The sequence below is a fragment of the Candidatus Francisella endociliophora genome (assembly GCF_000764555.1).
Classification (GTDB): domain Bacteria; phylum Pseudomonadota; class Gammaproteobacteria; order Francisellales; family Francisellaceae; genus Francisella; species Francisella endociliophora.
In genome coordinates this window covers 290,802-305,645 of sequence record NZ_CP009574.1, presented here as the reverse complement: position 1 = coordinate 305,645, position 14,844 = coordinate 290,802, and the positions used below count along the sequence as shown (strand labels likewise).

Genomic DNA, 14,844 nt, shown 5'->3' with positions numbered 1-14,844 from the left:
CTATTAAAATATTTTGTATTTATACTTACTAGTATTTTTTTCAAATGGGTCATTCTTTTTTTTAAAATATATTTTTAAAGCAGCATTGACTTTTTGAATAATCATTATCCTTTAAACCAGCTTCTTTTTTTATTCTTTTCCATTCGTTTTTGAGCATCTTATGAGTTAAATCAAATAATTTTTTTCTATTATTAACTAGTTCGCTACTGATTTCTATCATTTTGTTAAAACCTTCAGATGATTGGAATTTTCCAATTGATTGTAAATTCTCAGCTTTTTGAGCAACTTCCTCAATTAGCTCATATAATTCAGAATTATCTTTTTTATTTAGCATTAACATCAGTGAATACATTGTTAAACTAAGCTCTTTAAAATTATTTATTTTATCATTATCGCAAGAGTAGCATGACATAACGTCAGCAAGCATAATAAGTTTAGATGTTTTTTTTCGATATTCATTTATCCAAGCTTGTCTATTGTTTAATGCAAGCTCTGATCTTATTTTAAATGAAATATTATTACGTGTCATGAATATTGTAATTATTGATATTATTAATGCTGCAACAGCTACAAATGTAGGCGTTGATGAGCTAGTTCCTGATGTTATTTGAATAATATCCATTTTAAACTCTCTTTTTTTGTATAAATTATTATTTGCTACATTCCCCTTCGAGTGTCGAAGGGGTGGGCTACGCAGTAGCTCGGGGTAGTACTTATAAAAGCAAAGCAAGCTTTGCAATGGATACTACGGTCAAGCCGTAGTATGACAACTTACTACCAAAACCAACCCTTACTCTCAGGCTTAGGCTGGTCAACTACCCAATCAAGCTTTAAGCTTTCATCACTAGGATTATAGTTATAAACCATAATACCATTACCACCATTACCTTTAGGTAATACTAGTTTATGAGCTTCTACAGAAGTAGCCATTCTAGTGTTATAGCCATCTTCAAGAGGTACTGGATCAGTGTTATCTTTATAATCACCTGTAATAAATTTAAGAGGGTCTTTTGTTAGTGGTAAATACTTAATTGATTCAATTGTATCTGTTGTCTTATTTTTCTTTTTATATTTATTGATATCAAATAAAGCAGCCCATAAATATGACTGATTGACACCTGCAAAGGTCATTATTACTTTATCATTATCAATAAACTTAAAGTTAACCACTTTATTAAAGAAATCACCATTATTATAACCTATCTTATGATATGAAACATTATCTATATATTCAGGAGAATAGTACATTTTTTGTACTACTTGATTGGTTGCAATATCATATTTTATACCGCCAAACTGTTTGTCTGCTGTATATATATATTTGCCATCAGGCGATATGGCATTCATAGTCGCACCAGAATTTTTACTTATTTTTATTGGTGTGTATTTATCATCTTTAAATACTTTATCTAAATCAAATATTAAAAGACTATCTTTACTTGTAGTAGCAATGACTTTATTATCATAAAATTTAGGTAATGTATTAAGTTGCATATCCATATATTTATCGCCGTACGAGTAAATATCTTCAAGCTTACCATCAACTACTTTAGCAATATTTATACCACTATCTTTAGAAGTATAAGCATATACAGTCATATCTTTATTTAAGCTTTCATGGAATGTGTCAGGTACACCTTGAAAGCTTTTAATAACTTTTTTAGTATTGGCATTTACTACATAAACTTTATTTTGCTTATCTTGATATATGAAGTTATCTGTTCCATCAATAAAGTTAGGACTGAAATGATTGATTTTTTCACCAACTATTTCAGATGTCTTCTTATTGATGTTATAGAGTGCTACACCTTTATCAAATCCATCTGTAACTACATATTTGCCATCATTAGACATTGATAAAACAGTTACCAATGAAAAAGCTTGTGATGCAAAAGCTAAAGGTAAAACTGTACAAATTACTTTTTTTAAGTTCATAATTATTACCCTATTTTATAATTCCCAAAGTATTTCAAACTACCGTCACCACCACTAAGTAGATAACCTTTATAAACATAATCCATCATTTCCTTTGATGGTATTTTCATGGCTGAATGGTCTACACATAGTAGTGACTTTGATGTAACTTGCAATGCTTCTGGTAACTTTAGTAATTGACTATATGTTACAAGTTGCGGGTCATTGTTTTCATCTATATATAGGCAAGGATATTTATATTTAGCTTTATCATCTAATTTAGCTGTTTCAATCGACTGATCTGTTTGTGATAGCTTACCGCCCATTTCATCAACGATTTTTTTACTAGCTCCATCATACCCCAACGCATCAGCAGGTCTAGCTTCTTTAGTAAGTAATACAGTTAGCATAGTAGTTACCACTAGTTTCTTATGCTTATGTAGCTCATCAATCACAGTCTTATTACCAGCAAAGTAGCTCTTAATACTTGAAGATACTTCTTTAATAACAGGACCAGAAACAATACTACTAGCACTAAAGCCAACACCCAAACTATTCCAAAACGACTCAGTTAGCTGTTTTTGAGCATTTTCAAAGTCAAGTGTAACAGTATCAGCCATTGTTTTGGTTAGATTACTACCAACATTGTAGATACCGTTTACAGTCTCTAAAGTATTATCAAGGATATTCTTTGGCATATCTTTATAAGTATAACCACCGGCAAAAGAGTAGACATAATCAATCAATCTTTCAAAGACTGTATAAATATTATTATTGGTATTACTACCTTTTGCCATCGCATCTATTAAGTTGTCTCTTTGCTCTTCCCAATCAGCAGATATATCCCAATCCTTATTATTATAATAGAAGTTGTCATACTGAGCTGCCCATTGCTTATAGAAATCATTAAATCGCTTCTCAATATTTCCCTCTAAGAAATAGTTAAATGGATAAACAAATCTATTTGCTAATGAGTATATAGAATTAAGTACTTTATAATCTTGTCCCAGAGCATTATCAGCTAAGCTCTCTAGTGCATACACCATAGTACTTATAATACCAAAGGCAGCACCAGCACTTTTATCATTCGTCTTTAAGCTACTGATCTGACGTACGATATCACCACTATTACCCAAAGCTCGAATATCAGTACCTAACTTATCATTGATAGTACCAAGTATACCAACATACATACTGTTAATAACATACGGAGCTAATCTATTTGCAATATCTGCATTAGTTAGTTTAGAGATATCTTCATTCTTATCAAATAGATTCGGCACATACGGAACAGGACCGAGAATATTATCACAGTTACTATATGCTATTGTGAACTTCTCAGCTTTATCTTTAGCTGCTGCATAGTTGTAGCTGATATTGTAGTTTTGGTTATAGCTAACTAATTCAGCGTTTAGGCTATCTTTTCCATTTTTTTCTACATGTTTTATTTCAATGTATTTATTACCAAACTTCTGTACGCGTTTAGTATTACTATCATCATTATCAAAGCAGTTATTAGCAATAGCAGGTTCCCAACAAATAGCTCTATTGATAGGTTGTCCAACATTTTTTAAAGTATTCATAATTACAGCATTACCTAAAGAGTGCGCCATAATATTAACTTCGATACCTTCACCTTGAAGTTTATCTACTAGCTGAGCCAACTGCTCACCAGCAAATTCACTCATAGGCACAGCCGCAATATAATCAGCATCACTAGCAGGGTTACCTTGCCAAGCTACCTGAACAATACGGTTATATTTATTAAGATCTTTCTCATCCCAATCAGCAGCCTTGTTTAAACTAGCCTCCATAATTAGATTCCAGCCACTAGCTCCATCAGTAGGGTTTCTTTCTTCATTATATTGAATACTATCTTCATCAGTAGGCAAGATACTAGCTTTTTGATCTTTCATTTTAAGGATATTATCCTTGTACCAATATCTTGGATCATACCAATCATAGTCATAAATAACTTTATTTGAAGTGACATCGTATTGACTATCGGCATACTCTAAAGCTTGAGGGTAACCAACAAAGCTACCTGCTTTATCTCCCTTTTGTTCAACAGGGACATTATAGCCATGAATAAAGAAAGTCAGGTTAGGTTTAATATCAGTACCTGGCTCTTGTCTTGTAAGTAGCTTATGCTGACTTTTTGCAAGAGCGATAAGATAATCATCCCAAGTAAATTCACTCCAGCCATCATTTAAAGCAGTATAGAATATTTGTGGCTTAAATTCTTTAGGATCATCAAAGAAAGGTAGTAGGGCTTTATATCTTTGAATCAGCTTAGAATATTCTTGCTGATAGCTTTCAATCTTTAATTTATCAGATTGCTTGATGTTATCTAATTCACCAGTGTCTAGCTGGTCAAGTGTTTTACCACCTATAAAGCCTATATAATCAGCATCAGTTTTGAAGTTCTTTCTAACTAACCTTTGAATATGATGTTTATAATATGCAAAATAATAATCCTCTCTAAGATTAATCATCATTGGAGGTTCAAAGACATTGATAACTAAATGATTGATAGTAGTTTCAACAGTATTGATAGTTTCTGTGTTATCTTGCTTATCTTTGATCTTTTGCCAGTTTTCTGGTTTAAGTGATATTGTGTTTTGGTGGTGTTTGAAAAGGTGTGAAAGGGTATACAGATAGTATAAACAAGCTAGTTGTGAAATGTGTATTTCAAGTTGTTGTTTATGGTTATCTGATTGGTTCAATGGTTAGTCCTTTTCCTTTGAGTTTTCTTTTCCGCAATAAGCTTCTTTAACTTCTTTATGGTATTTTGAATCTTTTTTAAATATTTCTAGATCATTATTATTTTTAATAAATGAACAGATAGGTTTTTTAATGTGTTCGGGATATGGTTTTAATATGGTTATAGAATTTTCTAACTCTTCATCAGTAGAAGCTTTTGCTACTATTGGAACTACCGCTATGCTTGCCTTTTTAAGGTCTTGAAAATATAGGAAATTATTATCCCGAAGGATAAATTCGTAGTCGTTATGTGTTTTAATACTTTTTTCTATATCGTTTTTTAGATTCTCATTAATTTTAATTTGTGAATAAGAAATAATACCAATCAAGCATAAAAAGAAAAAGAAATAGATTATAAACTTAAAAGAAAGAGCTCCCCTTTTTGTACTTAATACTACATATGAAGCAGAGAAATAAAAGATGAAGAAAAAAAAGTATCCGACAAGCAATATTATTTTATAATCAATTAGGTTATCGTTATAACTGTAAAAAAACATTTGAGCAAAATATAAAATATAATCTGTTACTGATATATTGATGAAATCATTTATTCCATAGTAGCTAGTAATTATATGTATATATAGTGCACCAGAGATAAATGCAAAAGCTGATATCCCAACAATACTTTTTAGAGTTGTAAAGAAATCTTTCATATTTATAAGTGTTTTTCTAAAAAAAATATGGGCTTTTTTATTTGGGGTTATTACTTTATATATAATTCTGCAGAAATTAGATATTTTGTTATAAAGTAAACGCCTTTTTTCTTCAGGTGTAAGTTTTTTAAAACCCTTTTTTTGTGCTGAATATTTTATTTTGAAATATATATTTATCAAAATGTAGCAAATAATAGTTATAGCTATTATGCCTAAAAGACTATTTAGAATAATTATAATAATCATTTTTTTTATATCCATCAACATTCTATTGGTACATTCTCCTCTCGAGAGGAGTACCTTGCTTGCAAGGGGAGGTGTGGTCTTTTAAAGTACTACCCCGTCAGTCTAACGACTGCCACCCCTTCAACATTTGAAGGGGAATTTTATTGCCCAGACAAGCTGGAAAGTGTTTATTTTGTTTATGTTATACTTCTAACATATAACTCCATAAATAATTAATCAAGAATTTGTGAATGATTTAGTATATTTTTATCTAAAAAATAAACCAAGAGAATCAACTAAATCAGGATCATATTTATGCCATTCTAGTATTATATTGTGATACAAATTACCAATAGCATCCTTGAGTTTGTTGGTATCATTACCATTTTTTCTAAGGTAGAAGTGTACTAATGCTAATACTGGATTTAGATGTTGATAGTAAACAAAGTTTTTAGTTTGGTTACTGATAGTTTCTGTATAGAGTAGGGCAGTTTTAACCTTTTTGATTTCATCAATTACAATATCTACATCTTTGATGCCAACATATTTGAAAATACTATCAAGCTCAATAAACAAACTAGTTTGTTTATCTTCTTGGATAATATAAGTATCTATTGATAAAGCATAGTTGGGATCATCTATCAGACAACTAGCGTAGCTAGTTGATAGATCAATTTGCTTATATAACATGATTATTCCCTCGTCGTTTTTTCTAAAGTAGATCGGGCTGTTAGAAACTGGCCAACGAGTTCCAGCACTGTACCTTTCCCTATTGCTAGGTATTTTATGGGTACAGTCAACCCGATTAAACGAAAGGTTTAACCAAGTTATGCTGTCTGGTGTTTGGGTACGTGAATTCAGGATAGCTATAGATACAGCTATCCCTATACTCAAAAGATGTAGTTTTTACCTACATCGCACCACTCGTTGGACGGCTTTCTAAGACCGACATAAATAGAATATGCCTTTTAAGTGATTTTGTAAAGATTTGATTAAGTTATGAAATTATTTTGAATGAAATTTTATGATTGTTTGCTTATTTAGTTTTACCCACCAACATTGTATTGGCAAATTCCCCTTCGAGTGTCGAAGAGGTGGGCTACGCAGTAGCTCGGGGTAGTACTTTTAAACTACCAAAACCATCCTTTACTTTCTTTTTTTTGCTCTTCTGCTTTTGGTGGTTCACCGACCCAATCAAGTTTTAAGCTCTCATCACTTGGATTATAGTTATAAACCATAATTCCATTACCATTAGCTTGAGCCATAACTAGTTTATGAGCTTCTATAGAAGTATCAAAAGTAGTGTTATAACCAGTAGTGCTAGGGTATGGTTTAGCATCTGCACCAGTTGTGTAGTTACCAATTATATAATCCATTGGGTTATCTACTAGGGGTAGATAATTTTTAGAGAAAAATACAGGTCTTTTCCATTTAGTATTATTACTCCAATCGAGTTTTGTAGTATCGAAAGTAAAAGCCCATAAGTATGGTTGGTTGACACCTTTAAAAGTAACTATGATTTTGTTTTTATCTATAAACTTAAAATTAGTAAGTCCATTATATAAAAATTTCTTTTTAGCATTTTCTGTTGGTTGTATATAAGAAATATTTTTTAAATTATCATCTGGATAGTAAAGAGCTATATTAGATATTTCATTTGTTTCTAAATTATATTTTATACCAGCTAATCCATTGTCAGCTGTATAAACAAACTTACCGTTAGGATCTATGGCACTCATTGTTCTATTTACATTTTTGTTTATAAGCTTCCATTTATGTTCTTTTGCATAATAAATAATCATTATGTTATCAGCTGTCATTATTAATGTATTATTATTAGCAAAGTTAAATTGATTATTTATTACATAACCATTTGGTAATCCACCTTTATATGGGTTTCCTCTCCAGTATGGGCTATGCTCACTTTTTGTATAACTCCAAGAAACATATATTTGTTTCTTTTTACCAGTTATTAAATCATATTGGTAAGAATCTCCCCATGGTAGAGAGCCTACCCAAGTTGTTAAGTTTGAATTTATAGCTTGATTGTCAGCTATAAATTCAGGAGTGAATTTTTTAATAACTTTTTGATTGCTATCAAAAACAGTTACTTCCTTAGTTTTACTATTTTGTAATAAATAGTTATCACTATTTGGCACAAAATAAGCAGATCTCGCATTATAGTTATCACCTAAACTTTTAGATGTGTTATTTTCTAAGTTCCATAAATAAGCACTTCCTGAATCATCAACTGATATAGCATAATTACCATCATCAGAAACTGATAGACTAACTTGTTGAGATACCGCAAAAGAAAAAACTACAAATAAGCTCAAAAAGACTAATACTTTTTTCATTAATAAGTTCCCTCATTATTAGTTGTTGGCTGATCGTTTATAGATACATCAGCATTATCATTTTTAGCTTTTTCTATGTCATACTGACCAAAGAAGTCAAAAGCACCTCCAAAATATTTACCAAATAATAAACCTTTAAATACATGATCCATAAACATTGGTTTAGGGAACAGCATAGCCGAATGATCTACACATAGCATTGATTTGGCAGTTTGCTTTTGTACATTTGTCAATTTATCATAAGTTGTAGTTACTTTATCTTCGCCATCCATATAGTAACAAGGGTAATCACCACGACTAGATTCAGGCAAGCTCATTGTGTCAACTTCTTGCGGTGTTTGGAAAAGTTTATTTTTAAAAGAGTTTCGTTGCTTACTACGTAAGCTATAACGACATACTTTTTTCAATGCAGAAAAAGTATGCAAAACTGCTTGTGACTTTAAAAACTCGCTTTGCTCAGACAGTTTAAAGTCACTTACCATCCAAACCAACCCTTACTTTCTTCTTTTTTCTCTTCAGCCTTTGGCGGCTCTGCTACCCAATCAAGCTTTAAGCTTTCATCACTAGGATTATAGTTATACACCATAATACCATTACCATTAGCTTGTGCCATAACTAGTTTATGAGCTTCTACAGAAGTATCAAATGTTGTGTTATAACCACTAGTGCTAGGATATGGTTTAGCATCTGCACCAGTTATGTAGTTACCATCTAAATAATCCTTGGGATTATCTACTAATGGTAAGCTTGCTATCGGTGTTATATAGTATTGTGTCCAATCAGAATGTCCTTTTGAACTCTCCCATTGTTTAAAGTCACTTATGTTGTATAGACTAAGCCATAAGTATGGTTGCTTAATCCCTTTGTATGTTGCTATGACTTGATTATTATCGATGTATTTAAAGTTGGTTATAGCATTTGTAGTATTTTTAGGAACATTATTCTTGATGTATCTCTTTAGCATTCCATACTTAATATTTGAATTATCTACTAAGTTATATTTAACTCCTTTACCCATTGAGTCAACTGTATAAACAAACTTACCATTCGGATCTATGGCACTCATAACAGAGCCAGAGTTCTTATGGATATCAATTTGATTTTTAGGATTATTTTTGTTAGCTTTTTTAAATATCTCATTGATATTAAATATTAATAATGAGCCATTTCCTGTAGCAGTTACTAGTTTGTTTTTATAAAAAGTAGGTACTAAATTTGAACTCATAGCCATAAACTGATTACCATACGAGTATGTACTTCCTAACTTATTATCTTTTATTTTAGCAATATTCATATTGCCACCTCGTGTGGCAAAAGCATAAGTATTCAAATCTTTATTTACAGTCTGCATGACACTATTTTTTTGTCCTGTAAAAGATTTGATAGTTTTTAGATTATCAGCATCTATGATATGTACAACATTATCATCAAAAGTTTGGTAAATAAAATCGTGAGTATCATTAATAAAGTTAGCACTAAATACATTAACCGTTTTATAATTTATTTTTTTGATAGTTTTTTTATTTAAGTTATATAAATAAACATTACCATCATTATTTGAGCTAACAGCGTATTCGCCATCAGTTGATACTGATAATGCGGTTGGTACAGCAAATACTAAACTTGTAGAGGTAGATAATCCTAATATACAAATTATTTTTTTAAAAATACTCATATTTATCCTTGATTATATTGTTTGTTATTAGCCCTAGCTTTGTCCATATCATAATCGCCAAAGAAACCTAAGCCTAAATCAGGATCACCAAATAGTTGTCCTTTATAAATATAATTCATAAAGTCATCGGTAGGGAACAACATAGCCGAATGATCTACACAAAGCATTGATTTAGCTGTTTGCTTTTGTACATTTGTCAACTTATCATAAGTTGTTGTTACTCTATCTTCACCATCCATATAGTAACAAGGGTAGTTATTTCTAGTTGACTCAGGCAATTCTAGAGTATTAATTTCTTGTGGTGTCTGCAATAGTTTACCACCTTGAACACCTAGTCTTTCTAAAGTATCATCATCAACGCCACTATACCCCATAGCTGGAGCTACTTTTGAATTAGGTTGCATCAATACCGTAAAGACTACAGCTAGTAGCTCTTCTTTGTTATCTTTGATGTTTTTGATTCCAGATCTCATACTAGAGCCAGCTAACCAACTAGCCAAACTCTTAGTAGCATTACCCGGTAAGTTTATAGCTGGACCTACGAAACTCATTCCAGTATCCCAAACTGTAGTGATTGGGTTTTGATTGAAGATATTAGATAAAGACTCCTCTAAGCCATCCCACACTTGTTGCGGTAAGTTTAGATTGCCTCCATGTGTCCAATCATACAATCTATCAATTACATCACTAGCAATATCATACAAAGTATCTTTGTCTGTACTTGAATTTACTTGTTTGTAGTTCTCAGCTAGCTTATGTCTTAAACTTAGGTTTTGATATGTATTTACATCGTATGAATCTAAATCATTAATAGCCAGCTTAGGAGCATTATCAGGATATACCTTTAACCACTTGTTATAAAAGGCCTGATACTTCTTATCAAGATTTCCTTGTACAAAATAACTAGCTGGATAAATAAATTTATTGGCAATCTGATAAATAGACTCAAAGCCACCAGTTGTGTTTGTAGTTGTTGTCTGAGCTACAAAACTATCTAGTGCATACGATATAGCCCCAATAGTCCCAAAGAGTACCCCAGCTGCCTTATCATCTATCTTCTGATGAATAGCTTTAGCCTCTGGGTATTTATCATAATTAACATTTCCAGCCAAGATATTTGGTATTAGTTTATAAGTAGTATCAGCAAAGCTAGTTCCAATCCTACCAGTATTAAAGTAGTAACTACCAATACTAACTATCACATGAGTTAGTATTCTATTTACAGCTTCAGAGTAGCTCATATTAGCTATTTCATCTTTCTTAAATAGACTAGGGATATTTGGAATAGGTCCAAGCATCTCATCAAGGTTACTATATGCTATTGTAAACTTCTTAGCATTGTCAGCTGCTTTGGCATAGTTATAGCTGACGTTATACTGTTGTGTAGTATCCGCTAACTCAATAGTGCCATCAGGTTTGTATTTGATATAAGTGTTAGCAATAGTTTGTACAGCTTCATCTCTATTTGAGTTACTCAAACTATCATTAGCAATAGCAGGCTCCCAACATAGAGCTTGATCTACTGGCTGGCTAACATTTTTTAGGGTATTCATAATTACAGCATTACCTAGAGAGTGTGCCATAATATTAACTTTGACACCATTTTGTTTTAGATAATCAATTACTTCAGCTAATTTCTCCCCAGCAAACTCACTCATAGCAATAGCAGCACTATAGTCATACGGAGCTTTAGGATCACCTTGCCAAGCCACTTGTACTATACGGTTATAGTCTTCTAAAGATTTCTCATCCCAACCAGCAGCTTTGTTTAGGGAATACTCTAAATGTAAGTTCCACTTACAAGCTCCGCCAGCAGTGTTTTCATAATCAGTATTGTATTCGAGAGATTGTTTATCACTATCAAAAGGCAAGATACTGGCTTTTTGGTTAGGCATTTCTTGAATATTGTCTTTAAAATAAGCTCCTAAGTTATACCAGTCAGTATCATTCATTAGTTTATTTTCAGCAACTGAATATTGACTATCCATATATTCTAGAGCTTGAGGATAGCCTAACTCTTTATTTCCTACTTTTTCTTTAACACCAACATTATAGCCATGTATTGCTATTGTAAGGTTTGGCTTGATATCTGTACCTGGTTTTTGTCTTTTAAGTAGTTTGTTTTGGCTTTTTGCTAAGCTTACAAGATGCTTTTGCCAGAAATTATCATCTACTATATGAGATTCATTTTCATACGAAACATCAGCATAGTATTGAGCAAGAGGGGCGTATTTAGCTTTAAGTTTATTGTATCCATCAATACAAGTTTTAAGTTCCTGTTTTTGCCAAGAATATAGCCTATCATAACCAGCTAAATCAATACTTTGAATATAGTCATCATTTACTGATATTTTGGTGAGCTGTTGCATTATTACATAGTAATTTATCTTAGTTTTGTAATAATCAAAATAATAATCCTCTCTAAGATTAATCATCATCGGAGGTTCAAAGACATTGATAACTAAATGATTGATAGTAGTTTCAACTGTGTTGATAGTTTCTGTGTTATCTTGCTTGTCTTTGATCTTTTGCCAGTTTTCTGGTTTCAGTGATATTGTGTTTTGGTGGTGTTTGAAGTCATCTACAACATCTTCAACTTTTTCACCATTTAGCCCAACTATCAAACTTTGGAATTTATTATTTGAAATATTTAAAGTATTTAACTCTAGACAAATAGCTTCAATCTCTACATCCTTTGGTAGCTTCATCTCGAAGTATTTATCATCACGCTTAAACTCCGCAGGGATATACTTACCTTCATCACTACCTTTCTCAAAGTACTTAGCGTCTTTGATATAGTCTATTTCTAACAAGTCAGTTAAAGCAGAATCTTCTTTAACATACTTAACAATCTTAGCTTTATCATTAAGGATCTTGTCATCTTCGTTATCAACTTTTTCATCTGTACAGTATTTATCAACTATATAGATTCTAATAACTTCATTAGATTCCTCATCCTCATCGACATTACCATCACCATTGACTATATTATACATCCCATGTGACATAATCTGCTCAGCATCAAAGATAGATTTTTGCGTTGTGATCTTGATACCATCAGGGACATTATTAACAAGCTTATTAGCTGTAATAACAATCTCACCACCAACTAAATTCATCTCTTGGGCGATATTTTGCTCTAGCTCTACTTCATTGAAATTAACATCACCATCTACATTAATGTTTTTCTGCGTATGGTGTAGGGTGTTTGTAGTTTCATTAGATGTTAGCTTTATCTCTTTAGCTTGAGATTCAGCAGTTATTTGACCTTCTACAGATATATCTTTAGTAACTTCATTGTACTCAAGTTTATGTTCATCATCAGTACTATAATCATGATCTGTATTTAGATAGATATCTTGAGTAATCTTATTAGTATAATCATAGATAAGGTTAGTAGCAGTAGCATCAGTAGCTATTTTATTATTAACTTGAGTAGTCAGACTACTACTATCAGCAACTACTTGCTTATGATATTCATCAGCATTTATTCCCTCTAACCAATGATAAGGATAATCATCAGAATTTAACCTTTGAGTAACTAATGAATATACAGGTGAGATACTTTGATACTTGGCATCGACATTATTTCTATTACCATATAGAGTAGCCTTGTAGTTAGGGTGAAGCTCATAGAAGTTACCTTCAGACTGTAGCGACATACCAGGTTTTTTACCTTTATGAATATCACGATAGCTTTCATCACCTAATCGTAATGCAGCAGATCTATTACTACCACGATACTTTTGAGATTCTAATACAACAGAGCTAGTAGATTTAGGATTAGCGATATTATGCTTAAATGCTCCAGCATGGATAAAGTTAAGCGAGTTATGTTTATTATCAGCTAATCTATAATCTTGTTCATAACCTTTTCTGTTATGTGCTGGTCTAGTTTCGGTATTACGTGTACCTAGTATAGTTGGATCTTGTAGCTCCATAACTAGAGTAGGGGACTCTTGTACTAAAGGGAAGCTATGCTTTTGATCTGGAGTATGGATGAAGTGCAGTTTAGCAACATCATTGATAACTTCATCTTCATCAATCTGTTTGTAATACTCAGGGATAGATAATTGGTATTTACCATTATCATTTAAAGTTGTAGCATCTTCTGTATCATCAGAATATCCTTTGACAGCAAAACCCTCTTTGACAAACTTAGTTTGCTTATATTGATCTAGTATACCTGTAGCTAAGTTTTGGACATCATCAGCTACAGCAATAGCCGAGTACTGACAAGTAGCAAGTTTGTTAAAACCCTCACTATCAGTTGTAATACTTACATTAGACTCAACGATATACCAATCTTTAGTATCAATAGGTAGTTTTTTACTATCAACATGAATCTTATCACCAACAATTAGAATCCCAGCACCATCTAGAGCAAGGATATTTTTATAAGTTTCAAAATGATTAAAAAGACTTTGAGCATAAAACTTAGTTAGATCAGAAGTAGTACCAATAAAGGGCGATTGAATCAAACCATTTTTAGCTGGAACTAATTGTTTATAGCCACCATCCCCTTGATATCTATTAAAGCCTAGTGCTAGTACGTTGTGATTATCATCAGCGACAATGTTTTCAGTTATATATGCTACAGGCTTAGTTTCGATAGTAGCCCTTTGTTTATCAAGGACATCTACATTGATTACATCTTTATCACCAAATGTATTACAGAATTTAAGCTTATTGTCATCTCTGAGATCTCTATAGAAGACGATACCATATTGATTACATAGGCTAATAATCTTATCAAGAGTAGAGTTACCATGCTGTAGGACATTATCAAGAAATACACCATTATCACTTTGAAAGTCTGCAGTTATATCATGGTCTTTAAGAACTTTGTCTAAGACATCATTGATATTACCATCAGGGTATTTAAGTAGAGATTTATCATCAGCTAAGAAGCTTTCTTGGCTAGCAAAAGTAATATAAGTAGGGTTAGTAGCATTTACAGAAGTATTAGGGCTAACTCGAACAGCTGTAACAATAGCTGTAAAAGAGATATCCTCAAGCTTAAACTCCAGCTCATCGCCAGCACTGGCTTGACCATCAATATAAGCACTACCAGAAATGCCCTTATCCAAAGCCTGTGAAAATTTGATATCAAACAGGCGGATTGTTTGATTGTTGAGCGTGAAGTTACAAATAGACAAGAATTTCAAATATTTAAAAAAGGCATACAGATAGTATAAACAAACTAGTTGTGAAATGTGTATTTCAAGTTGTTGTTTATAATCTGATTGGTTCAATT

At 32.0% G+C, this 14,844-nt stretch carries 9 protein-coding genes; all 9 read right to left on the bottom strand.

The annotated features are described in order from the left end of the window. Positions 1–61 precede the first annotated feature (61 nt). The 9 genes from QI37_RS01445 to QI37_RS01405 all read right to left on the bottom strand — a co-directional run bounded on the left by QI37_RS01445 (position 62) and on the right by QI37_RS01405 (position 14,842). A complete protein-coding gene (locus QI37_RS01445; protein WP_040007901.1) occupies positions 62–622 on the bottom strand; it encodes a hypothetical protein in 561 nt (186 codons plus the stop codon). Positions 623–774: 152 nt separating this feature from the next. Beyond that, positions 775–1,935, bottom strand: coding sequence for a WD40 repeat domain-containing protein (locus QI37_RS01440; protein ID WP_040007898.1), 1,161 nt, complete (start codon positions 1,933–1,935; stop codon positions 775–777). A gap of 5 nt (positions 1,936–1,940) precedes the next feature. Continuing rightward, positions 1,941–4,640, bottom strand: coding sequence for an alpha/beta hydrolase family protein (locus tag QI37_RS01435; protein WP_040007894.1), 2,700 nt, complete (start codon positions 4,638–4,640; stop codon positions 1,941–1,943). A 3-nt stretch (positions 4,641–4,643) separates the two neighbouring features. After that, positions 4,644–5,330, bottom strand: a complete 687-nt coding sequence (locus QI37_RS01430; RefSeq protein ID WP_144242686.1) for a hypothetical protein — start codon at positions 5,328–5,330, stop codon at positions 4,644–4,646. A 492-nt stretch (positions 5,331–5,822) separates the two neighbouring features. Next, positions 5,823–6,245, bottom strand: coding sequence for a hypothetical protein (locus QI37_RS01425; protein ID WP_040007889.1), 423 nt, complete (start codon positions 6,243–6,245; stop codon positions 5,823–5,825). A 440-nt stretch (positions 6,246–6,685) separates the two neighbouring features. Then, positions 6,686–7,912, bottom strand: coding sequence for a hypothetical protein (locus QI37_RS01420; RefSeq protein ID WP_040007886.1), 1,227 nt, complete (start codon positions 7,910–7,912; stop codon positions 6,686–6,688). Then, a complete protein-coding gene (locus QI37_RS01415; RefSeq protein ID WP_040007884.1) occupies positions 7,912–8,394 on the bottom strand; it encodes a hypothetical protein in 483 nt (160 codons plus the stop codon). Before QI37_RS01415 ends, QI37_RS01420 begins: the two co-directional genes overlap by 1 nt. Beyond that, complete coding sequence (locus tag QI37_RS01410) at positions 8,388–9,587, bottom strand: WD40 repeat domain-containing protein (protein ID WP_040007882.1); 1,200 nt, start codon at positions 9,585–9,587, stop codon at positions 8,388–8,390. The genes QI37_RS01415 and QI37_RS01410 overlap by 7 nt, the downstream gene beginning before the upstream one ends. Positions 9,588–9,589: 2 nt before the next feature. After that, positions 9,590–14,842 (bottom strand): alpha/beta hydrolase, encoded by a 5,253-nt coding sequence (locus QI37_RS01405; RefSeq protein WP_144242685.1) that lies wholly within the window; start codon positions 14,840–14,842, stop codon positions 9,590–9,592. Positions 14,843–14,844 lie beyond the last annotated feature (2 nt).